Below are 26,869 nucleotides of genomic sequence, written 5' to 3'. Positions count from 1 at the left end.
CCTCCAGCTAGTTATAACCAATTATACAAGATTATGAGTAGTTATCACTTATTTTACTATTAGTTTTTAGAGCAGAATCAGTAAACATTGTCACAAAGCGGACCCTATTTCTGCCTGGACATGACCAAATCAATTGGTTTTTCCAATAAAATTAAGGGTAAATAACTCACGATATACGCTATACGATAAGGTCAGGGGTAGATGATTAATGCGGACAAAGATTATTAACATTTTAAACGAGAATCGTAACGAGTTGTTTTCTGATTGGAAGAAAGAATTACATGATAGCATTCCAGAATCTCAGTATACAGAGGAAGTATTTGCGAGTGAGTTATTTAAGATGATTTTTGACAGCATTAAAAGAGTAGATACGGAATCATCAACTGAACTCAGCCAGTTTTATTCAAAGCTTATGAATTCGAATGGTTCACTGAATTTTATTACCTATGGCTGTCAGGCCTTCCGAAGGATTGCTTTAAAGACATTGCTCCATAATGACTTGACAAAGGATGACGTTCTTGAGGTTTACAATGAGATTGACCGATGGTTTGATCCGATATTTTTACAGGTCGTCAACGACTGCACAAACAATTGGGAAGAAGCCTTGGCGAAGCAGCGGGAAGAAATTAATGAGGTGTCTGCACCCGTTATCCAGCTTTTCGATAGAATTGTCATTATGCCTTTAGTTGGGACGATTGATGAGAAGCGAGCGATGACGATTATGGAAAACCTTTTGCAGGGCATTGAAAAACAAAAAGCTGAAATTGTTTTTTTGGACATAAGCGGTGTTCCAACAATTGATACCTTTGTGGCTCAAACGCTTATTAGTACGACAAGGGCAGCCAAACTGTTAGGAACGGAATCAATCATTGTCGGGATGAGGCCAGAAATCGCCCAAACCATCATTGGCCTTGGAATCAATTTGAATGAAATACGGACATTCGGTTCCCTTAACACCGGGCTGTCCTATGCTTTAAATAGAAAGAAAAAATAACTAAGGGACGGTACTCATCTGCTTTTGGCAGACGAGAACCGTCCCTATTGGCTTTCCTCTGTTAGTTGGGTGATGGCTGCCATGATGTCGTCTATGGCGATTGCTTTTTTGGGGTTTGCCATGCCATACAAGCCCCTGATTTGGTTTTGTCCATCGACAAGAACCATCGTTGTTGTATGGGCGATAAATCCTCCGCTCACTTTTTGAAAGGTCATATGAAACGAGTTTGCGATGGTTTGAATGTCATCGTTTGTGCCAGTAAGGAACTTCCATCCTTCTTGATTAGCATTGAATCCCTCGGCATATGCTTTTAGAACCTCTTGGGTATCCACTTCAGGATCGAGTGTAATGGCAATCAGTTCAACTTTTTCCCCAAAAAAGCCTCTTTCAGTTAATTGTCCTTGAAGCTTGGCAAAATCCATCAACGTTAGCGGGCATATATCGGGGCAATTCGTGTAGAAAAATGTGACCAGCTTTATTTTTCCATTATCGGACTGATAGGCCTCTCCACTGGCGGTTTCCAAAGTAAAGCCGGAGGTTTTTTCTAAAATGGGAAGTTCAGGATTTGATATATACTGTGCAAACAAATACATACCTGCAATCAAAAGGATTACCATCATACAAATTGCTGCGAAAAACGTTTTTGTCATATCCATCTACTCCGCTAGGGCATCCAAAGAACCCGTATTTTACTATAGTATTCTGGCGTTCCCAACCATGTGAAAAAAGAAGCAGCTTTTGGGACAGCTGTTTAATCCATTTTTCCAAAAAGACATACTCTATTAAAAAGGAAGTGGAAATGCAGACGTACGATTGCAGTACAAAGAAAGTTTTATACAAACCTTATTAATGATGACGACACCTGAGGAGAAATGCTACTCATTAAGAAAGAGGTGTGCGTTGTTGAATAAAAAACGTTGTAGCTGCGGCCAACATCGGGACCACCAGTATAATCAGTTAAACAGAGATTTCCATAGCGAGTATAAGAATCAGCACCATTACCTTCCGTTTCCGATTCTTTACGGTTTTGGCTCTCTGGGAGGTTCGTTTTCTTCGTTATACCCACCGTTCAGTTATTTCGCCCATTTTCAGGATTTTTTAACGAAATGGTATGGCGTCCATCACCATTGCAGCTGTTCCAGCCACAGCTGCGAACATTGCCATCACCATTGCCCCTGCCACCACCGGCACGAACATCATCATTGCTGCTGCGGCCAACACGACTTATGCGGCAGACATTTCCGAATTAAGCTTGGAGGGCTTCATAGGGGCATGGCATTCAGGTTTCACCAACTCCTCGATTGCCGTGTGAAAATCGGCATTTCCGGAAGCGGTGGTAAAATCAAAGGAAAAGTATTCTTTGTAGGATCCGATTTTGTAGAAATCAAAGAAAAGGATAAAGAGAATAAATTTCGAATCGTCCCGTTTAATACCATTGATTGGATTAAAGTATATGACAATGACTGTGAATGCCATAAAGGGTCCGGTCATAGCAATCATCATGGTCACAAGCATTGCGGCGGCCATAGCCATCACCATAGTCATCAGCATTGTTGCTGCGACAGAGAGTTCCATGAAAAAGAATAATGGTTTCTGGTCCATGAATCCTCCTCTTTGATAAAATCAGCCCCCTCTTTCACTGGAGGGGGTATTGCTATGTTTTAATGTAACAAATGTCGTTTATATTCAAGAACAATTCCTTCTCTTCAGTTTGTTTAAGCACAAGCATTCCATCCTCAATCCCACAAACAACTCCGCTTAATAATTCTCCGTTACTGTGAACGGTTATCATTTCTCCCTCAAATAACAACAAGTATAGTTTCAAGGGCAAGCGATAAAAGATTTGGATTAGCTCCGGTGAGGCTGAGACAACCTCACCGAAATGAAAGGTCAATTCCCTTTTGAAGCATGGGTCACTGTCGATAAACGCAGGCTCCCGGCTTACGTGGGCTGTCTGGTTAGTTGCTGTAATGGATGATATAGCTAAAAGGCGGATAATCGTTTCCTTTCCATCATGAAGAAGGGACACGAAATTGAATCCAACTAGATTAACCTTGCCTTCAAGCATTACTGTTCCCTGCTTCTCGTTGAGACGTTCCCCATTCAATTCGTTCTCAGCCTGATTCGTACTGCTTGAAGTCCCGTTCCCGTCCAACAATATATCTTCATTAATCGCTTCGGATTCTGCTTCATCGCAATTGACTGTTATTCGGACATAGTGGCCTTCAAGGCCATCCAAAGCTCTTCTCCTACCTTCCTCGTCAAGTTTTCCTGATAATCCAAGGTCCAGCAAGAGCCGATTAGCTAGACGGATTGATTCTTCAAGCTCTTCTGTCTCTTCGGATGTCAGGCACGATGTTGGCGAAGGGTACAAGGTAGTAGGAATTCTTTCTGGACAACAGCAATCCGGTATGCAAAAACCATCATCTTCTTCCAGAGTCATTACATCCGGGTCATCAAAATGGTCCGGATTTTCGATGTCTGAATTTCGGTGCATGTGTGCACGTCCTTTTCTGAAAACTGGGGCATACCTCTCTCTTTAGGAGTCATTTAATTTTGGCAAATGCGGTTGAAGACGGTCATGGACCCTCATAATTCCCCACATACCCAGCTCAATATCCCATTTAACATTGCCAGATCGATACAGATAATCACCAGGAAAGCTGAACGTACCGCCTGCCCCGCCAATCAACCGCAAGTTGTGGGTATGGCCGGCTATAATCGGGCCATCGAAGGACTGGGTCCTGGAATTTAGGTCCTTTTCGTCACTCTTCCAATAATGTCCGTGAAGATGGAACGAGTGCGCTCTCCTTCGCTCCGATGGATTCGTTAACCGGATAATAACAGGTTCCCCGGGATATGCCTCAAACACAGGCGTTGCCGGATCGCCGAACACTTCTGAATTGAATAATTTCTCGAGCTTCGGGTGCTCCCGATATCGGTTGATGAGCCGTTCACTTCGATAATTAAATCCTCTTGACCCATAATCATACGTATCAACCTCATCCTCATCCTCAGGGTTCCGGAGCAGGATTCCATCGACCGGATCAATAATTAAGCGTCCATGTTGATCTTCAAGGCGGACTCCATCGTGCATAATCAAGACAAACTCCCTGATATCAGGCAATAAAGGATTTCTTACAACTACACTGGTACCGGTTTTCACCGGTTCAAGAGTATGAGGGTCGTGGTAGGTTGAGAAGCGTGGTTCTGCGATAAAAGCACCAAATGCTCCAAATGACCGGTGGTTTCTTAAATCCGCCATATCCCACAATGCGCATGTACCATGCTGGGCATCTATATACCAGCGATACGTTATGGTGTCTCCCGGTCCAACAGTCTGATCAAGGTTGTAGCCTACGGTATCGCCGCTCGAGGTTTTTACATCATACGAAAGGATGCTTGGATGAAGTGATATCCTAAGTGATGGCGGATAAAATGCCGGTTCTTTCACCGGAGGATATGGATGGATTCCGTCATTGTACGGAAATAATTCCCGTTTCAGCAAACTTGTCAAGGAGACTTCAATCAATTCACCCATATTGCCCCTAAGGACAAGCGGTTCCGGGTTCTTTTTTCCACAAACGATATCGTCCATATCTTCTGCCAGCGCGAAAATGATACCATAAGGATCGTTGTCACCATATTTGTTATAAACTATAGGTGTTTGAAAACAGACCACATCATATCTGCGGACCGGTAAAGTTTCATCGGCTTCCGGCGGAAAACTTGTAAGCGGATCGGCAAGAGGCGGCGGCTCACCTGTTGGGCATGGCAAGGGCCCGATGAGCGGAAGCAGGGGCTCACGGTCATTAAGCGGAATCAAATCCGGCACCAATCCGGGGTATGCCCTGATTAACCCCCATGTTCCAAGCCAGATATCTTCTTCATCCTCAAAGGCCCACAAATAATCCCCCGAGACCGGGATTTCCATTTCCAGTGTAAATGATTCAGATATCCCAATATGCTGCTGGGATCTGAAGGCAGAATCGAGGTCAGGCCGTTCCTGTTTCCATTTCAATCCGTGGATATTGAAGCTGTGCGATTCTTCATGCGCCCCCTGAATTATACGAATGCGGATTGGATCTCCTTCATACGTACGGAGGATTGGCGTTACTGGGTCACCATGGACAAAGGAACTAAAGCTGTAAGCAGGGTCGCAGTCTTTTCTAAGCCTGAATTGCAAAGGTTCATTCTTATAGTTGACCCCGAAAACACCTGGGTCATCTTCTGAGCCTGGAAAACTTGGCGGTTCAATCGGACAGCCGTCTTTATCAAAAAGCATCGTAAAATCATGGACGAATAAGGATTGATCTCTGTAATTAGGTATTAAAGGATGGGCAACTGTAATTTGGGTTCCATGATCGACTTCCTCTCCTGTCTTTGAATCATGGAAAGTGGAGAATCTTGGCTGAATGACACCGCAGCCAAACACTCCGTGCTGCTGATGCGAATTCGCAAAAAGGTGGTCGTGCAGGAAGAAGGCTTTCAACTCTGTATCAGCGAACCATTCATACCGGATCGTCTCACCTGGCAAAATCGAACTGTCATAATTCCAGCCAACATTCGATCCGTCCGTAACAAGGACATCGAATTTGACAAAGTGGATATGGAAACCATTTTCATAGGTCCTCGTGACAAGCTGGAAGGCATCCCCATCAAGAATATGAGGCAATCGATTTGTATAATTGATTCGGATTGCTGTACCCGCCGGAACATGGAAGACAAGCGGCTCAGGCTCCTTTTTTCCTGATAAAATATCATCAAGGTCTTCATCAAACACATAAAACCTGCCCTTTGGGTCATGCCAGCCCTGCCTGTTATAGACGAGGTTCCGTTCAATAAGTGAGATATTAAATTCGACGACATGAGGATTATGAAGAGTTGGATCGACAAAAACTGCACCCGGGCGGGCATTTGGTATGGCTGCGTTTCTCTCCAGCTCGGTCATATCCCGGCCCCCGACAATGCCAAGCGGCGGCCTTGGTGCTTTATGTCCGACTTTACCTGGTATAAAGTTTGGAAAGCCTGGCCTCTCAGTAGTCGGTGCAGGCGGGCGAGGACGGTCTGGAAGCGGCTGCAGCGCGGCAATGGGCACCCCGTTCGGATAGCATTGGCTGCCATCCTGAAGTGTATCGAATATCCTGTTAATCCCCCACATTCCTGCTCCAAAATGCGGATAAAGATGACAGTGAATGATTGCATCCCCGATTGCCCCGTGAAGACTGCCCAATCCATATAAAGGCTGGATATCATAATGAGTTTGCGGGCTGATTGACTGTGTGTCAACGATTTCGGACAATGTATTGGTCGGATCATTTAGCCACTGGTGTACATGGTAATGGAATACATGTGTTTCTTTTACACCGGCATGGATAAGTCTGATTATTGCGGGATCTCCGACGTATCCTCGAAGGATTGGGGTTGCAGGGTCACCAAAAACCCACGAATCGTGATGGACTTCTTCCCCATCCGCATCAGGGGCGACGACTCCCTCTTCAATTAATCTCTTTCGGTTTGTCATAGGTTCATAGCGGAGATTCACACCATGAAATGATTCTGCTTCCTGATTTGTCATAGGATTTAAAGGGCGATTCCCTGTCAGGTCATTGATTTCCATTTGATCACTGAAATACCAGGCATATTCACGGAACGATGGCAGAAATGGATGATGAATGTCTGCATATCCCCCACACTTTAAGGGTTCCCCGGTAACAGGGTCCGTCCAGCTTGACCCCCTTCTTTCAACAATCAATGCCCCAAACAATCCCTGTACACTTGATCCTTCCTCCGTGCTCGAAACATTTCCGAGATCTGTAAAAAAATACGTTCCTTCCCTGGTCGCAAAAATTCGGTACATAATCTTTCCGCCAGGTGCAACTGTTGTATCCCGGTTATATCCGGCTTCGGCGCCATCAGAGTCATAGACATTGTAATCTGCTTCTTGAAAATGCATTCCTGCGTCAAAGTTCAGCTTGTTTTCAAACAGAATCTCAATCGTGTCCTCCGCGTTGGCACGGATTGTCAGCGGCTGAACAAGCTCCACTGGTGTGAAAGGCTTTTTCCTGACTAACTCCTTAACACGCTCCTCGTTTTCTTTTAACACATAGATTTTTCCGTCTGGATTATGGTCACCAAAGTTATTCACTACAATTCGGATCGGAATGGCAACTATATGGTATTTCCGCAGCATTTGTTTCCCACCTTCTCCATTCAGCTCATATCATTTAGTTTCGGTATCTCAATTTCTCCGGGATACTCGATATAGAATACTTCGATATTATGGATATGAATAAACCAGGACCGGTTTTCCAGCTGCGCAAAATGGGTCGTCTCGACAAAGACTTCGACTGTATCCTCCACTACATCTTTAATTTCTCCGATGAACATAAAAGGATAAGAAGGAGTAAGTATAAATACCCTTCTGTCGATAGACCGTTCAAATACAGCAGTAAGCGCTGCATCATGAGTTACATTGTGGTCAATTCTGCCTACCATTCGTTTCATAGTCCAGCCTCCCCTTTACTCAATTGGATTTTGTATTAAACAAGCGGAAAACGCATATTACAATCGAATTCGGGTGTGAAGTGAGCTATTTTTTCAAAGGGAATCATCAAAGGAAGAGGACATCTGTGAAAAGGTGCATTTAGTAATTTAATAGTCGCCGGGTATAAAGTGAGATAACCCTGATCAACCTCTACTACTTTTCCGCAAAAAATCGGCCGGAAGGTTTGCCCGAGCAGGTTAAGCTGTTGGGATTCGGTAACAATCAAAATTTGTTCTCCAATCAACCCCCTGAATCGATCATATTCTGTTTCTTCATCCTCAAAGCTTTCGTCCATCCCGTTTTCGAATGGGCCAATTAGATCTTCCAAATGTTTTTTTAATTGATTTAACAAGTGCTTTTTCTGGGCCTTCTTTCTTCTCCTTCTAGACATACCGATCACCCTTTCTTTTCACCAGTATTACAAATTATTCCTTTTTTGATTTTTTGGTCCCCATAAATAACAGCTGTTTAGGAATTTTTTGAATTGTAATAACAATCCACGGAATAACCGGATTGAAGAAATATAAAGAATTTGATCCTGAGTCACGTGAAGTTGCTTGAAAAAAACCTTTAATACCACAAGATGAGTTGTTGCCGACTCTAGTCTTCCAACCGAATTCCCGCCTTCTTTCAAGTGTACATTCACCATTGATCCCTTCCAGGACAAAAGGTTCGTACGTAATGTTTCTTCAAAGAATTGCTGTTTGAGCGCTTCCCTAGAGGAAATTGTCTCACCGAAGTTTTCAAGTAACTTTTTCCGCAAATTGTTGTCGTATATAAAATATTGATGCGAGTCGGAATAGTTTGGGACGCCTTCCGGAATTTTTGCGGCTTCGATGGAGTGATACGGAATCCATAGCCTGTTTGTCAAAGTGCTCAGAACAACAAAATCCCGCCCTATAGCGATCACCTTTCCCGCCTTTTTTGACGCAGCCTCCCCATCAAGCACGTAAACATCAACCTGCTGGTTCCGTTTCATTTTAAAAAATTTCTTTAAAAATAATGGTTTTTTCTGTTCAGGCCGTGCTTCTGCCAATTTACGCAGGTTTACCTGTTCAATATAGTCCATAAGAATCCTGTTTTCCTCAAGAGATGTAGCACTCGGAGGCGATGTAAACTGGTCGCCTGCCTCATGGATTGGATGGCGTTTCTTTACTTCGTTTTTGGTTTTTTCAAGAAGTGACTGAACGTATTCAGTATGACGCTTGCCAGTTTTCACGTGTATCCATCTCCCTAAAAGAACTCCAATCCCTTCATCTTATGCTGCAGCTCACAAATGAGCGAATCAAAGTTTGTACGATAAGGGGAATCACCCATTCCTCAAGAAAGCATAGGCTGTCATGGGGAGTGATTTTAATGGCACTATGGATACCCTGGCTGCTGCCAGTCCAAATTGTGGCGGCGGTTGCATGTTTTATCTTTATCTATCCAAAAAGGAAATTAATTGGTTTTCATTTGGGGATGAATATTTCGATGGTTACGGGTGGAGGAATGGCACTTGGGGCTGGAATAATTATGATTAATTTATTCCCTCTTCACTATAAAGAAGTAACAATCATGGCGATTCTTGTGGGGATGGCTGCTGGGACATTGTTCGGTGCGCTTTTTGATTATCAGACTGTCCTCTCTGGTTTTTTTAATGGACTAATGATGGGAGTAATGGCTCCCATGGTAGGAACAGCTGCAGCTGAAGGACCGTTATTCATCCTGTTCATACAAATTTTTCTAATAGGCAGCTTTGTCCTGCTAATCCTATCTGTCAACAGTTCATAAAAAACAATTATTCGGAGGTCTCCTGTGCAACCTGTTCTGATTTCCGCAACAATACTTAATTTTTTTATTGGTTCCGCCATCTTTCGGATTTTTTTCAAAAGAAGATATTTGTTCAGTGACCGCTTTGGATACACACTCACCTCTATAGCGAGTGCCATAACCTCTCTCTCACTTGGTGTGAGTATTTATCTATTAAACCCGGAAAATATCGTGATTCAAGGAATTGTTCTTATTTGCTCTGTAGGAATCGGAATCCTTTTCGGTTTGATGGTAAACACACAAACTGTTATTGCGGGTGTTTTTAATGGAGGAGTTGGCGGAATCATGGGAGTCATGCTTGGTGCGGTAGGACTTAATCCTGCCCTATGCGGTTTGCCAATGACTATTTTTACAGAGCAAGCCATGGTCCTTTTTTTTACTTTTATAGGGCTGGTTCTTCATTTAGTTACAGCCGGCCTTCTATTCCTGGCCTTAAAATCTTAACAATACAATAGAAGGCCTCAAAGGGAGATTTGAGATTCAATGAAGCAGCAGTGTGCCTCCTTGCCCTTGTAAAGGGTCTGCCATTTAACAATAGTGACGATTAGAAAATTCACTATTTTATTACTTTTTATAAAGCTATTGTTTATTGGCAAAACGTCTGGTAGAATTCAAAAATCAACTTCATACAATCCTTATATATATATGGAAATATGGTCCATAAGTCTCTACCCGGCAGCCGTAAAGTGCCGGACTATAAGGAAAGCTTGAGCATTTGTTACAGGTGATACCCTGGTGCATTCTCTTCTTTCTTTATAGATTGAAGAGTATGCACCTTTTTTATTTTCCATATAAGAAGTCAGACATCTTACTTCAATAAGGGCTGCCTATGAAGCTAGTACAAGGAGGTTCATCATGAAGTTTTTATTTGGTTTTCTTTCCCTAGTCGGGTTATTGTTTTTAGCTTGGCTTTTAAGTAAACATAAAAAGGCTATCAAATGGCGTACGATTCTAATTGCAGTGGCGTTAGAAGGAGTTTTTGTTTACTTTATGCTCAATGTTCCCCTTGGCCGATGGATTCTTACAAGTGCTGCTCAGGGCGTACAACATGTTCTGAATTATAGCCAGGCAGGCATCGATTTCTTATTTGGCGGTTTTTTTGCGGAAGGTACGAATGTAGGATTTGTTTTCGCAATTCAAGTTCTATCTGTCATCATCTTTATCTCTGCCTTGGTCTCAGCGCTGTATTATCTTCGGATCATCCCACTGGTTGTCAGAGGACTCGGCTGGTTCGTTGGAAAAGTGTTTAGTACCACCCGTGTTGAATCGTTTAACACAGTTGCCAATACGATGCTCGGCGTAGTAGAATCCCCATTGCTGATCAAGCCTTATCTGGCAAAACTAACACGTTCTGAACTGTTTACTGTTATGGTTGGGGGCACCGCTTCCGCAAGTGGTGCAATCCTTTTGTCATATGCACAAATGGGGATTGATATTAAGTATTTGCTGATTTCTGTTTTCTCCGTCCCATTTGTCGCAATTGTAATGTCCAAAATTATGGAGCCTGAAACAGAAGTGTCCATAACGAATGAAGATATCCAAATGGAAAAGGCAGGACACTCTAATATTTTTGAAGCCATTTCTGAAGGAGCTGTAAGCGGAGTGAAGCTTGCCGCTAATATTGGTGGCTTGCTTATAGCATTTATTAGTATTTTGGCACTTACAGACGGCATATTGGGCATAATCGGAACAGATTTAGCTACCATATTCGGTTATATTTTCTTCCCTTTCGCTTTACTTGTCGGGGTGCCTTTAGAAGATGCTTTCCGTGCAGCATCCATTATCGGAACGAAGCTTGCAGCCAATGAGCTGATTGCATTCCAGGAAGTACTAAAATTACAAGAGGAACTAAAGCCGCAGACCGTTGCGATTTTGTCTGTTGCACTTTGTAACTTTGCAAATCTGTCTTCAATTGGCCAATTAATTGTAGGCCTTGGTTCCTTGGCACCATCAAAGAAGAAAATTATTGCATCCATGAGTTTTAAAGCGATTATCGCTGGTACGATGGCAAGCTTTATTACTGCGATTTTTGTCAATATGTTTATTTAAACGTAAAAAACTATCCTCAATTTTTATTGAAGGATAGTTTTTTGCTTTTAAGTAGTAAAGTCGCTATTTTTGAGAACTCACGAAAATCTTTCCCATTTATTCTAGATAGCACAAAATGGACTTTTCAATCCAATAGCTGAATTTGGAGTTTCGACAGGCAGCCTCGTACTTTTTCATCTTGATGTACATGTCGAGTCCGTCTGAAACATCGTGCCATAAATCCGTAAACACAAAGTCATAATTAACAGCAGGCATTTGTTTCTCGGCATAGTCAAATGCTTCGGATTTAATAATCTTCACTTTGTTAGCATGTTTAAATTGCGGCAGAATATAGGTCGTAAACAGTTGAATAACATCTTCGTTCATTTCAACTACTGTTACACTTTCTACCTGTTCTTTTTCTGAAACCATGTAGGTAAAATAGCCAAGGCCGAGACCATAGGTTAGCACATGCCCGGAAGCCTCATCGATTGGCTCTTTCATCGTCTCGATTTCATTTGGGGTCACCGTCATCCAAATCCGGCCATTTTCCAAAACGGCTGGAAACTCGAAATCCGTATCAAAAAACCCTATTTGCGGAATCTGTCTTCCTTCTTTTGTTAAGACTATATCATCGCATACAAATCCTTCAAAGGCTTTAAATTTGTCATATTTAAGCTCACTCGTACCGAGTTTAATTGTTGGGATTTGAATATTTTTATAATACGGATTCGTGTAAAAATCATGAGTGTCCAGTCTATGAAACATTTCCCTGAAATAAGCGTTAAATAAATCCTTATCGTCATTGTTATCGATAATATCAAGGCCAAATCCAGCTGCGAGTATGACAGCAAACGCGTATTCATAGGTCAGCCCGCCTTGAACAATCTCTTCGACCTCTACCTTTCTCACAAAGTCAGGTACATGATTCAAATAGTTGCTCAGCAAAGCAAACACCTTATAATTATCGTCTTTTACTTTTTCATTCCATTTCATTTTCATCACCTAATCTAAAGAAATCCCCGAATAGTACATTTTAACTTATTCAGGCTAATCAGGTAAGTAAAAAGCAAAAGACCTTTCTTGTGAACCTAGCAATATGGATACTATAAGTTGCCTGACCATTGTCATCCAACCCATTGGTTTTATGATTTTTGTTAACAAAAAACTAATTTTAACATCTTACATACTTTCGTTTAAAACCTACCCTGCCTTTATCGACTTCTTTTTGAATACTTTCATAGGCATTTAGGAAACTGCTTTTTTTCTTGCCGCGTTTGACTTCTACTATACCTATCGCTAACGCTGTCTCGACCGCCTTTTCATGTAGCGGCAAATAGGATATCCCTACAGTGTAAATAAAGTTATTCATCGCTGATTTTGTTCGTTCCGGCGATTCGTGTATCGTCTCTTTGACCTGATCAAGCATAGAGGAAATCCTCTCTTCCGAAAATTCAACGTCCGGCCGATTCCCAAGGAGCCAGCAGTAGCAGCTCCAGCCTGCTGACATTCTTAGCTCCTCACCACTTCCGATCCATTTATCGGCTACTTTCTGAGCAATATCTGACTCTGATAATGTTACAGCCACAACATAATCGGACAGCATATAAAAGTACGCCCCATCCATCCAACGGTCATAATCCTGCTCAGTCATGGCGTTTGGATCCGCAATGATGCCAGCAAAGTACATTGCATCATAGTTCCCTGTGGCATAAAGCTCCTCAGCTAAAGGTTGATTTATTTTTATCTTCTTTGCGATTGGTTTCATAGCACCTGTTGCTACGCCAAAAAGCGGCTCTTGTGCACCATTGGATATGTATATTTTTTTCGTTCGTTCCTTGCCAAGGGCTTCAAGTTCCTGCATAACCATTTCAAGATTCATCTTATAGCACGTCCTTCTTTATGAGTTTTACCTTTATTGTTTTCGCAACAAATACATACCCATTATCCTAAAGAACCTGAAATTTGTCACTGCTACTCCAACGTGTGCACCTGTGAGATTCTGATTTCATTGTTTTCTTCCCTCGCTGTGTGCTCAGATCCGGATCATTAAGGCCGGTGTATTTATGGTCGGGATACAAGGACAAGTATCTCTTCAGGACTTTCGGGATTTGGCCCTCTTTTTGGAAAAAACCAGGAAGTTCATTCTTATATTGAGCCTCTGCTTTTAAGCAAAGTGCATACCAAGCCTAAGGTTAAAATAAAGATTAATAGATGGGTGGTTAAACTTGGAGGTTCCGATGAAGAAAAAAATATTATTATTTTGTGACCCTGGAATTGATGATTCAATTGCCATCATTTATATCCTTCTGAATCCAAATCTGGAACTGGTCGGAATTGTAACAAGCTATGGAAATGTGACGAAACAAAAAGCAACGGCGAATGCCTATTATTTGCTTCAGATTGCCAATCAAACACATATCCCTGTTATCTCAGGGGCTGCTACTTCAGTTGAACCGGATCAAGACGTATATTATCCAGAGATTCATGGAAGTGAAGGACTCGGCCCAATCTTGCCGCCATTCGGACTGGCCTTTCAAACTCATCACTTCGATACTGTAAGGCAAATCATCAATCGATATCAAGGGGACTTGAACATCGTCGACACGGGGAGATCCACCGCTTTGGCCACTGCTTTTACATTGTTTGATGAAGATATTAAGAAGGTAGGGGCTTTTTATGTAATGGGTGGAGCTTTCTTTGTGCCAGGCAATGTTACCCCGCTGGTAAAAGCAAACTTTTTTGGTGACCCAACATCGAGCAATTATGTAGTGAGGAGTGCTCATAATCTGACCATAACTCCCCTCAATGTGACGCAGACTGCTTTCATTACAAGGGAGATGGTGCAATACATTTTACAAAACTCAAAATCTCCATTTACATTTTTAGTTCAACCAATCTACGAATATTATCGGGAAGCATATAAAAAGAATATTCCAAGTGGCCGCGGCGCTCCTGTACATGACCTGCTGACTGTTATGATTGTTAATGACCCTTCATTATGTGAATATATTAGTTCCGATGTAAAGGTAATTGATGACGCAGGAGAAGCACATGGCTTATCCTATATTGATATAAGGCCGACAAGCCAAGGCGGTAAAACAAAAATAGCCATAAAGCTCGATTACACGAGGTTTGTACAAGATTTTTTAAAAATAATGGTACGTCCATTATGATAGCAAAACATGATCTTATAGCAATTGGGACTGCAGCGGCGTGACTAAGGACAAATTCACATATTTGCCATGAGGTTTTGTCCTTGAAATTCTGGCTCAAGGACAAGTTCACATTTTCGCACTGCCCTTTTGTCTTTGAACTGTGTGATCTAGTCAAGGACATTTTCCCCTTCCTGTTCCAGCACCTCACTATTTCCATACTTGCATTAAAAAAGGTGTGCATCTCTCAAGCACACCTTCTCTTTAATCCTCAAATACTTCCTTCAAAACGTTCATATCAATCTTTTTCATTTGAAGCAATGCCTTCATCACTTTTTCTGACTTAACCGGATCTGTTAACATTTCGTTCAGGCTAGAAGGAACGATTTGCCAAGAAACTCCATATTTATCCTTAAGCCAGCCACACACCTGAGCCTTCTCATCTCCGCCTTCTGAGAGCTTTTCCCAGTAAAAATCAATCTCATCTTGAGAATCACAATTCACGATAAAAGAAATGGCTTCAGTAAACTTGAATTGGGGTCCTCCATTTAACGCAACAAATTCATGTCCATCTAGGATAAAGTGAACAGTCATAATATCACCTTCGGTAAGCGGTTCTATTTCGTGCCGTTCTTTTCCATATCGTATAACTTTGCCTATGCTGGAATTAGGGAATATAGAGGTATAATGCCTTGCCGCCTCTTCAGCTTCAGTGTTAAACCAGAGGTTTGTGGTAATTTTGTTTAACTTTTTCTCCACTTTTTCTGCCCCTTTAGTATTTTATATAAAAGGCTGTTTTCTAAAAGAAAGTTGTTTTTTGGAATGGTTGATTTCCGCTACAGGATGCTCGCTTTCCGCGGGGCGTGCGGTGAGCCTCCTCGTCGCTAAAGCGACTGTGGGGTCTCACCTGTCCCGCTTGTCCCGCAGGAGTCTCGCACCTTCCGCTCCAATCAACTGGATACCAGTCCTATGTCTTTTCTAATAGCAACAAAGTTTGTGAAAACAGCCATATAGGAAACTGCTATTAAATGACTTTAGGTTGATTATAGACGCTTTTGATATTCTTCCAATTCTTTTTCAATCTCTTCATTGCTGACTTTTTCAGCTTTAGATTCTTTTACATTTAGATGTTTCATAATCAAGTTTAATTGATATTGTATTGTTGCTAGGCTGTAAAGAACAAAAACAATAAATAAGATCCAGACGATTGTCCAGAACATCCGCCTCAATCCCCCCGAAATCAAAATAGAAGTGTCAACAGTTTTAGATCAATTCATAGGTAAGAGCTGCTACCATTTTAAGTAACAGCTCTTAAAATGCGGAAGTATATTTTCCAAGGGGGTGCCCCCACTTGCCTGGGAAAGGCAAGGATATGGTTTAATACACTCTCCTAGAGATTCTTTTCCATAACCGCGAAATAATTTTCTTCGCGATCTGCAAAGTTAAACAATCTTCCAGACGGCATTGTAACTACTTGCCCAACAGTAACATGATGGTCTACTAATCTTTTACGCAGCTCGTCGAGGTCCTTCGTAAAGAACATTAATGACGGTGTCCCAAGATTCATGTCGGGTTCCATTTTTGCAATGAATTCTTTGTCATGGAGAACGATGGTTGTTTGCGCATCCTCTGCTGGAGCGATTTCAATCCATCGCATCCCGCCGTTATTCTCTTCAGCAATGACAAAAAAGCCCACGACATCTGTCCAAAATTGGACCGATTCATCTTGATTATTAACATACAACATGATTTGCCCTACTCTGCTAATCATACTTACACTCCTTTTTAAGTAGTTTTTTTTGTCATCCTTGTCTCAAGGGCTAGAACAATCGGGAATAAAACCATTAAAAATAATGTCAGGTAAGCAGAACCCTCAAAATAGTGTTTAAACATTGATTGAGACCATTGATTTTCGCCAATAATTGCATAAGCAAATGAATTTGAAATTGAGATTCCATCATTGGCTTCAGGGATTAGCGATTGTGTATAGTTCTGGGCAAGACATACAAGGGCCAGAATGGATAGAGCAATAGCCAGACAAAGTGATTTCGAAAAAGGATTTTTAATATCAAACTTTTTAAAAATGAAAATAGTGAAAATAATTGCTGCAATGCTTCCAACTACGAACAACCACTCACGTCCTTTACTTACTTCATCATTACTTCCTATTCGGAAAAAGGAATACCAAATCGAGATCAAACTACTTAACAATTTTGTTCGACTTATTTTCGATTTCGTGGATAGCAGCTTGTTTTTTCTCTCCGCTAATAATTAGTTTTAGTCGTGTCCACATCCTTTCCTCTGTTAATAAACGCTGTACCTTGTTAAATTCAACTTTGTGGAAACAAATTCCTTTATCTACCTCAGGTTTTCATAAAAAAAAGCTGCCAGTCGGTCAGGTTACACTGACTTTCTTGGCAGCTCATCATTACATATTAATAAGGATCAGCCTCATGGCTTTTCTTCACAGCATCTTCAACCGCTTTATTTGCAGCAGCTGAACCTTGGCCATACTTTGTTTTTCCTGACTCACGGCCCGGAACAGAAGATTCGTTGTTCATTTCCGCAAATTCCTTCATTTTCTTCTCAATGCCTTCCTGGACGCGGCGGCCATAGTCTTCATCCGCCTGGGTGAAGTGGTAAACCATTGCTTCCTGGATCCGCTTGTCACAAACAGCAAGTGCATTGGAAAGGTTCTTAATCAATTCATCGCGCTCCCAATCCTCGAAGGAACGGTAGGTTTCGCCAGCCTGTCCGTAGTCATTAGGACGATCAATTGGCTCGCTCATAACTGCCGCATTGTAGGAAGGACGGTGCTGCGGACGCTCTTCAAAACCAGTTTCCTCATATCCGCCAAGCATCGATGGCTCGTAGTTGATATGCGGATTTTCACCAGATTCTTTCGGATCGCGGAAATCCATCTGTCCTCTTTGCTGGTTCGTGCGCACAGGTGCTTTTGGTGCATTGACAGGCAGCTTCAGATAGTTCGCGCCAACACGATAACGCTGAGTATCAGAGTAGGAGAACGTACGGCCTTGAAGCATTTTGTCGTCGGAGAAGTCCATTCCATCGACAAGAACGCCAGTACCAAAGGCAGCCTGTTCAATTTCAGCATGGAAGTCAACCGGATTGCGGTCAAGTACCATACGGCCAACTGGGAGCCACGGGAACTTGTCTTCCGGCCAAAGCTTAGTATCATCTAGCGGATCAAAATCAAGTTCAGGATGGTAATCATCAGACATGATTTGGACAAAGAGTTCCCACTCTGGATAATCTCCCCGCTCGATTGCTTCGTAAAGATCCTGTGTGGCATGGCCTACGTTTTTACCCTGAATTTCATCCGCCTCTTCCTGAGTCAGGTTGCGGATCCCCTGCTTCGGCTCCCAATGGTATTTTACCAGGACAGCCTCGCCTTTGTCGTTTACCCATTTATATGTGTTGACACCAGAACCTTGCATATGTCGATATGTAGCTGGAATTCCCCAAGGTGAGAACAAGAAGGTGATCATATGAGTAGCTTCAGGTGAACGTGAAACGAAATCGAACATGCGCTGTGGATGAGGTACATTGGAGGCAGGATCATTTTTAAACGCATGAATCATATCAGGAAATTTCATTGCATCACGGATGAAGAAGATTTTCAGGTTGTTACCTACCAAATCCCAGTTTCCTTCTTCTGTATACATTTTAACAGCGAAGCCGCGTGGATCGCGTGCAGTTTCTGGTGAATCTTTGGCACCTGCAACAGTAGAGAAACGGACCATAAGCGGAGTTCTCTTACCAGCTCCCTGGAAAACTTTCGCACGGGTATACTTTTCTACCGGCTCATCGCCAACCTTGCCATATGTTTCGAAATAACCGAATGCTCCTGTACCACGGGCGTGAACAACCCTCTCTGGCACCTCTTCCCTATCAAAATGGGAAATTTTCTCGATGAAATGATAGTTCTCAAGTGTTGCTGGCCCACGATTGCCAACGGTTCGGATGTTTTGGTTATCCGGAACTGGATGGCCCTGGCGAGTTGTCAATTTCTCGCGCTTTACATCGTTTTCGTGCGGAATATTCCTGTCTTTGTTCCTTGCCAAAATGAAAACCTCCTTCAATAATAATGGTAACCCCTACCATCATACCTAAAATTAGTAAAAACATACAACGAAAAGGGTCAGACTGTTTAGAAAATACCGTTATCTAGAATGATTCTAAACAACCTATTTTTAGTTTAATTTTTAAGCCAGTAGAAATCAAATAATATGATTTAGAAAGATTTTATTTTAATACTTTTGGAGAAACAATCAGGCAAACTCAATCCGAACCCATTTTTGAACAATATGAAAAACAGCCCATTTCATCAGAATTGGGCTGCAGTTCTTACACGCTTAGTTTTAATAGTTCATCTTTCGTTTCTACTTTACCTGATTTTACAGGAACGACATCAAGATACTGATTTGTATTGGTGATGACTACAGGGGTTTTAACATCATAGCCATGGCCTTTAATGTTTTCAATGTCAAACTCTATCAGCAAATCTCCCTTTTTCACTCGATCCCATTGCTTTACATGTGGAGTGAAGAATTTGCCTGTTAGCTTGATTGTATCTATACCAACGTAAATTAGGATTTCCGCTCCATCATCTGAAGTAACCCCAATTGCATGTCCGGATGCGAATAAAGTGGTTACTGTACCATCGACTGGAGAAATGACTCTTCCTTCAGAAGGTTCGATCGCGATCCCCTTCCCTACAGTTTCTGTTGAAAATAGAGGATCATTAATTGTACTCAACGGGAGAATTTCCCCATTCAACGGACTCGAAATGGTTTCATTTCTAACAGTATGAAGGCCAAATTCTTTGACTGCTTTTTTGGCAACTGCATCATTTTTCCCTTCATATCCGAACACAATAGTGAGAATAGCTGCGATTGCTAATGCGCCCAATACACCAATTAAAAAGGATCCAATTGGAGTAAAGACCGGAATGGATAGAAAGCTTGGAAGTGCAAATCCGGTACCCTCAACCCCGAGAGCCCCAATAATGGCACCGCCAATCGCCCCGGCGATGGCAACAATCGCCATTGTTCGTTTATAGCGGATTAGCAGGCCGTACGTGATAATTTCTGTTGTACCGGCCATAGCGCTTGGCAGAAGACCCGAACCAGCGAGTGTTTTCAAATCCTTATCCTTTGTTTTAAAAAATACGCCTATTGCCATCCCCATTTGCGCAAATGGAGCTGCCGCAATCATCGCTATAAGTGGGTCTCCCCCCCACTTGGCAAGGTTCGCAATAAAAATTGGGATAACTGCCCAATGAAGGCCGACGATAGTTAAAAATGACCAAGCGGCTCCCATGACAGCTCCAGTTAATATAGAACTGGTCGAAATCAAGAATTTAATAGCAACTGCTAGTCCCTCACCCACATATGTGCCAAAAGGACCGAAGATCAGGACTGTTAAAGGCACAATAACGATAAGTGAAATGAGTGGGTTAATAAACATTTGAAGCTCTTTATGAATGACCTTTTTCAAAAATTTGTCCAAAACCGCATATATGGATACGGCAATCAGGATTGGAAATACAGTTGAAGAATAACTTGCCAGAAATACTGGGATTCCCAGGAAAGAAACGTCCTGTGCGCCGGATTCGACTAATTTCGTATAATTCGGCTCAAGCAATGCACCGCCAATTGCTCCGCCAACAAATCCGTTCGCTCCCAGTTTGTTTGCCATTGTAATACCCAAGAATACTGGGAAAAAATAAAATACTGCATGGCCGGCTGCTGCCAAGATTGCGTATGTACCGCTTTCAGTAGAGATCCATCCTAACGTTTTAAAAATCGATAACATCGCCGTAATCAAACCGGAACCAGCAAGCAATCCTAAAATTGGAGCGAATGCCCCGCTAATCGTATCAAGAACTTTATTCATGACATTGTTCTTATTCTCTTTTTCTGTTTTAGCCTGTTGAATTGCTTCCATCACTGTACTCCTCATTATATAGATTCTTTGAAGAATGACTTTTTACTAAAAAGAACTTTTTTCCCTACTTTTCCCTTTTATGCTCTAAATCATACTTCGCACAGTATACTAGTATACCAGTGAAATCTATTGTGTGCCTACTTTAAATAAAATTTCCTGATTTTCCAGTGGGAGGATTCACTACTTTCACTTTGACCTGGCTTTCTAGCCCAGAATTCTAACAAAAAGTTACCTGTTCAGTAGTGCGGGCATAGGATAGTAAACCACGCTTAAAAAGGAGGAGGTGCCAAGCATGGGGCTATTCGTCAACAAACATATTCGTAACCTCTTTAAAACTAATCGCGATTTGCCCGCGAATAATCAGGAAGAAGCCCGGTCAAGCCGATTAAGCGAGCTGATTGAAGAGCAGCAAAAAACAAACAAACAGTTGCTTGAATCGATTTCCGAGATAAAACCGCGTTATGATCAGCTTCAGGAAAGCCAGACAGCGCAATGGAATGATGTTAAAGAGAAAATTGGCAATCTGGAAATACAAGGACAAAAACGTGAGAAATTCGAACATACAATCCTGGCACGTGTTAACCAGCTGGATCACACATCTCTTCAGAACCAAAATTCCTTATTGGCGAATGAACGGCTGATAAAATCTGTCGTGGAACAAGTCCATACAATTAAAGAAGCAAAACACGACTTTGCCAATCGCTTGGAGCGGACAGAAGCATCACAGAATCAATTAATTGTTCAGATGGATGAACAAATGCAGATTCAAAAGGATATGGCTGGGAGATTGGCAAACAATGAGGGTTTCCAGGCAGAGGTGTTGGAACGGATTGATAAACAAGAGGCCCTGACCGACAAAATCTTTCACCAGCTTAATCATATTCGTTCGATTGTTTTCGAGAGGACCAATTATTTGGCGACAAAAATTGAAGAAGGTTACTCTTTAACCTCGAGCTATGTTTATAAGCTGATGACTGGCTCAGATCAGCCGCTTACCTTTTCCGCGTTTAACAATAAACAGAAAAAAGAATCTACGAACAACGATCACTAAACACCGCCACTCTCAAAAAGCCGCGCTATGTCCTCTTCTCTTCCCCTTCTCAATTTAACTTTCCAAAAAGCAAACTCACCACTTTGGCAAGTTTGCTTTTGTTTTGACAATTCATATTTCGTAAAACGGTACCAGAGAATTTTCAAGTCAAAATCAAATCTAGCAGTCGATGTAATTTGTTCAATTGAATAAATCACGATAATGGATTTTAAGAGTAAATAAGGATATTCTAATACAATGAGAACTTAAAGCATTGGTGGGAATACAAATGATAGCAAAGACAGAAGAAGATTTTAGCGGATTGAAGGAGATTGGCAAGATCGTTTCACTCATTCGCAATGAACTAGTTGAAAAAACGGTACCAGGAATAACAACGAAAGAACTGGATGAGCTTGCTGGCCGTCGGTTTGAAGAGCATGGTGCATTGTCTGCTCCGAAGGGAGAATACAATTTTCCCGGATATACGTGCATAAGCGTCAATGAAGAGGTCGCTCATGGGATACCTGGCAGCCGTGTGATTAAGGAAGGCGACCTTGTGAACATAGACGTTTCTGCTTCAAAAAATGGATACTTTGCCGACACAGGGATTTCGTTTGTGGTTGGAAATGGTGATCCTCTTTTGACCAAGTTATGTGAAACAGCTGTTGAAGCATTTGAAGCCGGCCTTAAACGAGCCAAACCAGGCTCCAAGAAAAGCGGCCTGGGTAAAGCGGTTATGAATACTGCCAAAAAGAATGGATTTACGGTTATTATGAATTTGACCGGCCATGGAATTGGGCGTCGCATTCATGAAGCTCCAAACCATATTTATAATTTCTATGAACCATATGATGATGAACTCCTAAAAGAAGGAATGGTTATCGCGTTCGAGCCGTTCATCTCCACTCGTGAAGAGGAAGTGTTTCAGTACGAACATGATGAATGGACGTATGTTACAGAAAACAGCTTCGTCGCACAATGCGAGCATACATTAATTCTGACCAAAGACGGTCCGATTATTATTACATTATAAAGAGAAAAACAGCGGCAGATTGATTGCCGCTGTTTTCATTATGGTAAATTCAATTGCCAAGAGACCCCGAATTGATCATTCACCCAGCCGAATTTTTTGCTAAAACCGTAGTTCCCAATTGGCATGAGCACGCCTCCCCCTTCACTTAATTTCGCATAAAGTTCGTCTATCTCGCTTTCTGAATCGCAAGTTAAGAAGATTGAAAAGGAAGGTGTAAAGTCGAAAGCATGTTTGATATTACTGTCGATACACATAAATTCCTGTCCCTTTAAAGAAAAAACAGCTTGCATAACACTCCCCTCTTCTCCACCCCCATTCTTACCATATCGAGTTATCCTTTTTATTTCTGAATCCTCTATTAAAGAAGTATAGAGTGTGATTGCTTCTTCCGCTTTTCCTTGAAACATTAAAAACGGTGTTACCTTTTCCATTTGCCTCAACTCCTGTAGTGTATTTTTCACTGAAAGGGCCTTTGCTTAACTTGCGCCGATAATATCCCTCCTTTTTCATTTTAACAAAAACCAAGATTCCATAACCCGTTCAGTTAAGAGTTTGAAGCTAGATCTTATTCACATTGGTAATGTTAATAAACGGGGAAAGTGTCCGAATTGGGAATACTGTCGATATATGGTTCGTTAAGGGTGAAATAAATTGGGTTAAGGGATAAAAAAAGATTATTCAAGGAGATACAGTTGTAAAAACGGACAATATAATTTCGCGAAGGTTCAGCTCTATCTTACAAAAATTCCAAATATAAATAGGTGTTTACGACTAAACTAAAAAAACATGTTTTAAAGCACTCTTAAAAAGGAATAGAGTCTGTTAGGGTCCAAAATTATTATTTTAGAAAAAGGAGTACGGTATGGAATTGAATAACACAAGAGCACTAAGTTCAAATGCTATAAACACAAAGGTGTTGAACGCGAATGCCATTAAAGTCATCGCTATAATCGCCATGATTGTGGACCATGCAGCGATATGGCTAGTGCCAGCCGGTACAACAATGGATACGATTATACATACGTTTGGAAGACTCGCTGCCCCTATCATGTGCTACTTGATTGCTGAAGGATTTAATTACACATCAAATTTACAGAACTACATAAAGCGATTATTTATTTTTGCATTAATTTCGCACTTTCCTTTTGTATTGTATCTCGGGCTTGAATGGTGGCAGGCGACAAGTGTCATCTGGTCGCTGCTAATGGGGCTGGTTGCTTTGGCTATTAGCCAAAAAACGGACCTGCATCTGGCCTTAAAGGCAGCTCTCATCGGACTTTGCTGCGTGCTAGCCTGGACAGCGGACTGGAATTATATTGGGGTACTTTGGGTTCTGTTCTTTGGAATATTTAGAGGTAACTTCAAGATGCAAATGCTAAGCTATGTTACCATTGGTACGGTGTTTTATATCATTCCAGGAATTGTTTCAATGGGATTCGATTCCATTTTCAGGTTTGGGATTTTCCTTGTCATTCCTTTGCTGGCATTATACAATGGTGAGCGCGGCAAAAAATCCAATTTAATCAAATGGACTTTTTACGTCTTCTACCCAGCCCATCTATTCATATTGTATATTTTTAGGTATGTCATTTTTGGCTAGGAATATTTTGAGGAGTAGATTCATAATGAGAAGGCTGATTTTGGCTTTTTTATTACTGTTTACCTTGCTTGTTAGTGGATGTGTAAATGGTGATGAGAAACAAACGGTAAAGAAGGAAACACCCGCTGCAACAACTGAAGAAGAAAACAAACCTGACCCTCCACAAGAGGAAGCTGTACAAATACAAGCCCACCCATACAAGGGTGAATTGGAACTGCCTGTTGCTGGTGCTACTGGTTATACCTCTGTAGATTTATATGTAAAGGCATCAGCCAATCACAATTCAGAAAACATTGAGCAAATGAAGGCCGGGACTGGTTTTGTCATTTTAAGGGAAGAAGGAGATTGGTGGTTTATCCAGCGTGGCGAAGTAACTGGCTGGCTGCCACATACATTTTGCTTTATAAACCTTCCCGATGTGATTCCGTCCATTATCTACGACAATACCAATACTTATTCATCTAGATTCGCATCTTCAGGCAAGGATATTCCTAATATATCAAAACGTCCCTTGTATTCCGGAAAAGCATTTAACGAACGGCTTGGGAAAGAAGAATATATCATGCCGGTCCTTTATACAATGTCCAAAAAAATCTTTTTGGCACAGCAAAAGGCTTTGTCAGATGGCGACTCTCTAAAAATCTATGAAGCTTTCAGGCCCTATTCTGTCCAGATAGGAGTCGTTAAGGGTTTGAGCGATTTGGCAACTAAAGACGCAGAAGTCATGGCAGGTATTAATACGCCGCCATGGGGAATAAGCTGGTTCATAACAAACGGCGTTTCCAATCACCAAATGGGGTACGCCATTGATGTTAGTTTAGTTAAGGTAAATGCAAAAAATGAAGTTTCGGTTGGAGACTATACCGTCACGCAGATTACGGAGTATACAGAATATGAAATGCCAACCCCCATACATGAACTAAGTGGCGCATCTGCAATTTATACAGCTCCGGTAACATCAAGATCGCCCACTGCCTGGAAGAACATGACGTATACCAAATCGATGAATGATGCGGCGAAAAAGCTGCAGATTTATTGTACTTCGGCAGGCCTCATCCCACTTGCTTCGGAATGGTGGCATTTCAACGACCTTGAGGCGATGAATGAAATCGCAAATAACAAAGGTGAAGGAAAATTTGTTTTAACTGAGGTCTATAGTGTAGCACCTAAATTGGAGGTTGCCAGCTAGTTGAGCAACCTGCTGACCCTTCCTTCAAATAAAAGTGCGTTAATCCTAAAATGGGTCAACGCACTTTTTCTGTTAAACGCTTTATACTAAAAATTTTCTAATAAAGTCACTTAGAGCCTCTATTAATGACTTTATCCTTCAAAATCTTTGCACAAAGTCACTTAGAACCTTTCTCAATTACTTTATCCTTCAAATTTTCTACACATACTTACTTAGGATCCCATTCCACTACCTCCATACTAACGGTTTCATCGATTTTCCATTGTCCATCTTCTTTTATCACCAAATACTTTGTAACGGCTGTCGTTGCTGGGCCTCGGGTTGAGAGAGGAGTATAAATTGTAGCCGCGACCAAGGTTCGCCCGTCGCTTTCAATTCCAAGTTTTTCAACCTTTTTTACTTCAACTGATTGAACATTCACATTTTTCTGGGCCTGTATAAACTCTTCCCTAGTCAGTCCTGTTTCTTTCAACATAAATTTTTTTAAGCTTTCACTTTGCAAATCATAGAAGGTTTCAAAATCTCTACTATTCAAAGCTTCATAAACTTTTTCAACCGCTTGCTCAGGTGTCCGGGCTCCTCCGGTATTCTTTTCGATGATGCCGTTTAAGAGCGTAGGAATAAAAAGCAAAATGAAAAGTAAAGCAGCACCTGGCAAAGCTAAACGGTATTTCCAGTTTGACCGTTTTAAACTCTTTGGTTTGTGAGCATCAATTCTATGATTTATAGACTCAAGAAGTTGAGTTTCTTCCCTTTCAGTGAGAATCATTTTCTTTTTCATTGAGGCGAAGCTCCTATTAAACTCACTTGCTTCAGCGTAATTCTGCTTCATTGGCAAAACCCTCCTTTTCCAGTTCTTTTTTAAGCTCCTTCATTGCTCTGAACAATGTTACCTTCACTTTGTTTTCGGACCAACCTAAAACCTGTGAAGTCTCAAGAACGGACAATTCTTTTATTTTTCGTAAAACAATGACCTCCCTGTATGAATGTTTTAACCGGTGCATTGCCTTATACAAATGCCTTTCTGTTTCATTAAACATTACAATTTGTTCAGGACCTCTTTCATTGGATGGTATTACAGGAATAAAATCGAAATAATAACGGAATGGTTTTTTTCTCCGAATGTGATCAATGGCCAGGTTCCGAGCAATTCGATAAAGCCAGCTTTTAGGATTATCCCCATTAAACGATTCATATTTCTCAAAGGCGCGGGCAAACGCATCATGTACTATATCCTTCGCCTGCTCCCGGTTCCCTATCATAAAAAACAGATAGTTAAAAAGGTCTTGATTGTATTCATGGTACAAATTATGTATTTTTATCCTGATGTGCTCTTTCTCCAAATGCTCATCACCTTTCGGGAGATTTGATACTATAACAACGAATAATAACGATGAAAAGTTACACAATTCGCAAAATTTTAAGCAAAGGCGACGGTTCTGGTTTGCTGCGGAAGTAATAGCGCTCCCTGTAATCAGAAAGAATTAATACGGCCAATTTCAATTATAAAA

27 protein-coding genes and 1 riboswitch are annotated in these 26,869 nt (G+C 41.5%); of the genes, 9 read left to right on the top strand and 18 right to left on the bottom strand.

What is annotated here, in order from left to right:
• The first annotated feature begins 208 nt into the window (after positions 1–208).
• On the top strand, positions 209–994 hold the full coding sequence (locus A8F94_RS01130; protein WP_066194265.1) for an STAS domain-containing protein: 786 nt from the start codon (positions 209–211) through the stop codon (positions 992–994).
• Positions 995–1,038: 44 nt separating this feature from the next.
• Here A8F94_RS01130 and A8F94_RS01125 read toward each other — a convergent pair whose 3' ends face one another.
• The 7 genes from A8F94_RS01125 to A8F94_RS01095 form a co-directional block, all read right to left on the bottom strand.
• Entirely contained in the window at positions 1,039–1,644 is a 606-nt protein-coding gene (locus tag A8F94_RS01125; protein ID WP_066194262.1) for an SCO family protein, read from the bottom strand.
• A gap of 574 nt (positions 1,645–2,218) precedes the next feature.
• Positions 2,219–2,596, bottom strand: coding sequence for a hypothetical protein (locus A8F94_RS01120; RefSeq protein ID WP_066194259.1), 378 nt, complete (start codon positions 2,594–2,596; stop codon positions 2,219–2,221).
• A 52-nt stretch (positions 2,597–2,648) separates the two neighbouring features.
• A complete protein-coding gene (locus A8F94_RS01115; protein ID WP_066194256.1) occupies positions 2,649–3,491 on the bottom strand; it encodes a hypothetical protein in 843 nt (280 codons plus the stop codon).
• A gap of 42 nt (positions 3,492–3,533) precedes the next feature.
• Positions 3,534–7,187, bottom strand: a complete 3,654-nt coding sequence (locus A8F94_RS01110; RefSeq protein ID WP_066194253.1) for a multicopper oxidase domain-containing protein — start codon at positions 7,185–7,187, stop codon at positions 3,534–3,536.
• A 20-nt stretch (positions 7,188–7,207) separates the two neighbouring features.
• Positions 7,208–7,501, bottom strand: a complete 294-nt coding sequence (locus A8F94_RS01105) for a hypothetical protein (protein WP_066194250.1) — start codon at positions 7,499–7,501, stop codon at positions 7,208–7,210.
• 35 nt (positions 7,502–7,536) lie between these two features.
• A complete protein-coding gene (locus A8F94_RS01100; RefSeq protein ID WP_254660759.1) occupies positions 7,537–7,932 on the bottom strand; it encodes a hypothetical protein in 396 nt (131 codons plus the stop codon).
• Between the two features lie 27 nt (positions 7,933–7,959).
• Positions 7,960–8,760 (bottom strand): hypothetical protein, encoded by an 801-nt coding sequence (locus A8F94_RS01095; protein WP_066194248.1) that lies wholly within the window; start codon positions 8,758–8,760, stop codon positions 7,960–7,962.
• A gap of 137 nt (positions 8,761–8,897) precedes the next feature.
• Here A8F94_RS01095 and A8F94_RS01090 point away from each other — a divergent pair, with 137 nt between their 5' ends.
• The 3 genes from A8F94_RS01090 (at position 8,898) to A8F94_RS01080 (ending at position 11,402) form a co-directional block, all read left to right on the top strand.
• Positions 8,898–9,314, top strand: a complete 417-nt coding sequence (locus A8F94_RS01090; RefSeq protein ID WP_066194246.1) for a hypothetical protein — start codon at positions 8,898–8,900, stop codon at positions 9,312–9,314.
• A 24-nt stretch (positions 9,315–9,338) separates the two neighbouring features.
• Complete coding sequence (locus tag A8F94_RS01085) at positions 9,339–9,797, top strand: hypothetical protein (protein ID WP_066194243.1); 459 nt, start codon at positions 9,339–9,341, stop codon at positions 9,795–9,797.
• Between the two features lie 171 nt (positions 9,798–9,968).
• Positions 9,969–10,070: riboswitch (purine riboswitch) on the top strand.
• Between the two features lie 138 nt (positions 10,071–10,208).
• Positions 10,209–11,402, top strand: a complete 1,194-nt coding sequence (locus A8F94_RS01080) for a NupC/NupG family nucleoside CNT transporter (RefSeq protein WP_066194241.1) — start codon at positions 10,209–10,211, stop codon at positions 11,400–11,402.
• Between the two features lie 96 nt (positions 11,403–11,498).
• Here A8F94_RS01080 and A8F94_RS01075 read toward each other — a convergent pair whose 3' ends face one another.
• Together A8F94_RS01075 and A8F94_RS01070 are read right to left on the bottom strand one after the other, a co-directional pair.
• Positions 11,499–12,377, bottom strand: a complete 879-nt coding sequence (locus tag A8F94_RS01075) for a hypothetical protein (protein WP_066194236.1) — start codon at positions 12,375–12,377, stop codon at positions 11,499–11,501.
• 178 nt (positions 12,378–12,555) lie between these two features.
• Entirely contained in the window at positions 12,556–13,263 is a 708-nt protein-coding gene (locus A8F94_RS01070; protein WP_066194233.1) for a DNA alkylation repair protein, read from the bottom strand.
• A 358-nt stretch (positions 13,264–13,621) separates the two neighbouring features.
• Here A8F94_RS01070 and A8F94_RS01065 point away from each other — a divergent pair, with 358 nt between their 5' ends.
• The gene (locus A8F94_RS01065; RefSeq protein WP_066194231.1) at positions 13,622–14,557 is read left to right on the top strand and encodes a nucleoside hydrolase; all 936 of its coding nucleotides are present in this window, start codon (positions 13,622–13,624) and stop codon (positions 14,555–14,557) included.
• Between the two features lie 243 nt (positions 14,558–14,800).
• On the opposite strand, the gene A8F94_RS01060 is transcribed toward A8F94_RS01065, so the two are convergent.
• The 6 genes from A8F94_RS01060 to A8F94_RS01040 all read right to left on the bottom strand — a co-directional run bounded on the left by A8F94_RS01060 (position 14,801) and on the right by A8F94_RS01040 (position 20,506).
• Positions 14,801–15,295, bottom strand: a complete 495-nt coding sequence (locus A8F94_RS01060) for a VOC family protein (protein ID WP_066194228.1) — start codon at positions 15,293–15,295, stop codon at positions 14,801–14,803.
• Between the two features lie 284 nt (positions 15,296–15,579).
• On the bottom strand, positions 15,580–15,765 hold the full coding sequence (locus A8F94_RS25285; RefSeq protein ID WP_139069998.1) for a hypothetical protein: 186 nt from the start codon (positions 15,763–15,765) through the stop codon (positions 15,580–15,582).
• Positions 15,766–15,926: 161 nt separating this feature from the next.
• Positions 15,927–16,307: a VOC family protein gene (locus A8F94_RS01055; protein ID WP_066194225.1), complete on the bottom strand. Its 381-nt coding sequence runs from the start codon at positions 16,305–16,307 to the stop codon at positions 15,927–15,929.
• A gap of 14 nt (positions 16,308–16,321) precedes the next feature.
• Positions 16,322–16,666, bottom strand: a complete 345-nt coding sequence (locus A8F94_RS01050) for a hypothetical protein (RefSeq protein ID WP_254660758.1) — start codon at positions 16,664–16,666, stop codon at positions 16,322–16,324.
• Between the two features lie 305 nt (positions 16,667–16,971).
• Positions 16,972–18,621 (bottom strand): catalase, encoded by a 1,650-nt coding sequence (locus A8F94_RS01045; protein WP_066194224.1) that lies wholly within the window; start codon positions 18,619–18,621, stop codon positions 16,972–16,974.
• A gap of 283 nt (positions 18,622–18,904) precedes the next feature.
• Positions 18,905–20,506 (bottom strand): glucose PTS transporter subunit IIA, encoded by a 1,602-nt coding sequence (locus A8F94_RS01040; RefSeq protein WP_066194221.1) that lies wholly within the window; start codon positions 20,504–20,506, stop codon positions 18,905–18,907.
• Positions 20,507–20,798: 292 nt separating this feature from the next.
• On the opposite strand from A8F94_RS01040, the gene A8F94_RS01035 reads away from it, so the two are divergent.
• On the top strand, positions 20,799–21,557 hold the full coding sequence (locus tag A8F94_RS01035; protein WP_066194215.1) for a hypothetical protein: 759 nt from the start codon (positions 20,799–20,801) through the stop codon (positions 21,555–21,557).
• A 268-nt stretch (positions 21,558–21,825) separates the two neighbouring features.
• On the top strand, positions 21,826–22,569 hold the full coding sequence (gene map / locus A8F94_RS01030) for a type I methionyl aminopeptidase (RefSeq protein WP_066194213.1): 744 nt from the start codon (positions 21,826–21,828) through the stop codon (positions 22,567–22,569).
• Between the two features lie 38 nt (positions 22,570–22,607).
• Here map and A8F94_RS01025 read toward each other — a convergent pair whose 3' ends face one another.
• On the bottom strand, positions 22,608–23,000 hold the full coding sequence (locus tag A8F94_RS01025) for a VOC family protein (RefSeq protein ID WP_066194210.1): 393 nt from the start codon (positions 22,998–23,000) through the stop codon (positions 22,608–22,610).
• A gap of 431 nt (positions 23,001–23,431) precedes the next feature.
• On the opposite strand from A8F94_RS01025, the gene A8F94_RS01020 reads away from it, so the two are divergent.
• Positions 23,432–24,169, top strand: coding sequence for a TraX family protein (locus tag A8F94_RS01020; protein WP_066194207.1), 738 nt, complete (start codon positions 23,432–23,434; stop codon positions 24,167–24,169).
• A gap of 25 nt (positions 24,170–24,194) precedes the next feature.
• Positions 24,195–25,358 (top strand): M15 family metallopeptidase, encoded by a 1,164-nt coding sequence (locus tag A8F94_RS01015; protein ID WP_139069997.1) that lies wholly within the window; start codon positions 24,195–24,197, stop codon positions 25,356–25,358.
• Between the two features lie 208 nt (positions 25,359–25,566).
• Here the strand turns inward: A8F94_RS01015 and A8F94_RS01010 are convergent, their stop codons facing one another.
• Both A8F94_RS01010 and A8F94_RS01005 read right to left on the bottom strand, forming a co-directional pair.
• Positions 25,567–26,139: a DUF4878 domain-containing protein gene (locus A8F94_RS01010; protein WP_175384328.1), complete on the bottom strand. Its 573-nt coding sequence runs from the start codon at positions 26,137–26,139 to the stop codon at positions 25,567–25,569.
• A 31-nt stretch (positions 26,140–26,170) separates the two neighbouring features.
• Positions 26,171–26,701 (bottom strand): RNA polymerase sigma factor, encoded by a 531-nt coding sequence (locus tag A8F94_RS01005; protein WP_254660757.1) that lies wholly within the window; start codon positions 26,699–26,701, stop codon positions 26,171–26,173.
• Positions 26,702–26,869: the final 168 nt, after the last annotated feature.

This window comes from Bacillus sp. FJAT-27225, from assembly GCF_001685025.1.
In the GTDB taxonomy this organism is placed as follows: domain Bacteria; phylum Bacillota; class Bacilli; order Bacillales; family Cytobacillaceae; genus Bacillus_D.
This window is presented reverse-complemented; position numbering and strand designations above follow the sequence as displayed.

Coding starts and splice junctions, on each gene's coding strand:
- A8F94_RS01080 (WP_066194241.1), top strand. CDS start 10,209: ATGAAGTTTTTATTTGGTTTTCTTTCCCTAGTCGGGTTATTGTTTTTA.
- A8F94_RS01130 (WP_066194265.1), top strand. CDS start 209: ATGCGGACAAAGATTATTAACATTTTAAACGAGAATCGTAACGAGTTG.
- A8F94_RS01035 (WP_066194215.1), top strand. CDS start 20,799: ATGGGGCTATTCGTCAACAAACATATTCGTAACCTCTTTAAAACTAAT.
- A8F94_RS01020 (WP_066194207.1), top strand. CDS start 23,432: ATGGAATTGAATAACACAAGAGCACTAAGTTCAAATGCTATAAACACA.
- A8F94_RS01015 (WP_139069997.1), top strand. CDS start 24,195: ATGAGAAGGCTGATTTTGGCTTTTTTATTACTGTTTACCTTGCTTGTT.
- A8F94_RS01070 (WP_066194233.1), bottom strand. CDS start 13,263: ATGAATCTTGAAATGGTTATGCAGGAACTTGAAGCCCTTGGCAAGGAA.
- A8F94_RS01055 (WP_066194225.1), bottom strand. CDS start 16,307: ATGATTAGCAGAGTAGGGCAAATCATGTTGTATGTTAATAATCAAGAT.
- A8F94_RS01040 (WP_066194221.1), bottom strand. CDS start 20,506: ATGGAAGCAATTCAACAGGCTAAAACAGAAAAAGAGAATAAGAACAAT.
- A8F94_RS01115 (WP_066194256.1), bottom strand. CDS start 3,491: ATGCACCGAAATTCAGACATCGAAAATCCGGACCATTTTGATGACCCG.
- A8F94_RS01075 (WP_066194236.1), bottom strand. CDS start 12,377: ATGAAATGGAATGAAAAAGTAAAAGACGATAATTATAAGGTGTTTGCT.
- A8F94_RS01065 (WP_066194231.1), top strand. CDS start 13,622: ATGAAGAAAAAAATATTATTATTTTGTGACCCTGGAATTGATGATTCA.
- A8F94_RS01090 (WP_066194246.1), top strand. CDS start 8,898: ATGGCACTATGGATACCCTGGCTGCTGCCAGTCCAAATTGTGGCGGCG.
- A8F94_RS01010 (WP_175384328.1), bottom strand. CDS start 26,139: ATGAAAAAGAAAATGATTCTCACTGAAAGGGAAGAAACTCAACTTCTT.
- A8F94_RS01120 (WP_066194259.1), bottom strand. CDS start 2,596: ATGGACCAGAAACCATTATTCTTTTTCATGGAACTCTCTGTCGCAGCA.
- A8F94_RS01025 (WP_066194210.1), bottom strand. CDS start 23,000: ATGGAAAAGGTAACACCGTTTTTAATGTTTCAAGGAAAAGCGGAAGAA.
- A8F94_RS01110 (WP_066194253.1), bottom strand. CDS start 7,187: ATGCTGCGGAAATACCATATAGTTGCCATTCCGATCCGAATTGTAGTG.
- A8F94_RS01105 (WP_066194250.1), bottom strand. CDS start 7,501: ATGAAACGAATGGTAGGCAGAATTGACCACAATGTAACTCATGATGCA.
- A8F94_RS01100 (WP_254660759.1), bottom strand. CDS start 7,932: ATGTCTAGAAGGAGAAGAAAGAAGGCCCAGAAAAAGCACTTGTTAAAT.
- map (WP_066194213.1), top strand. CDS start 21,826: ATGATAGCAAAGACAGAAGAAGATTTTAGCGGATTGAAGGAGATTGGC.
- A8F94_RS01125 (WP_066194262.1), bottom strand. CDS start 1,644: ATGACAAAAACGTTTTTCGCAGCAATTTGTATGATGGTAATCCTTTTG.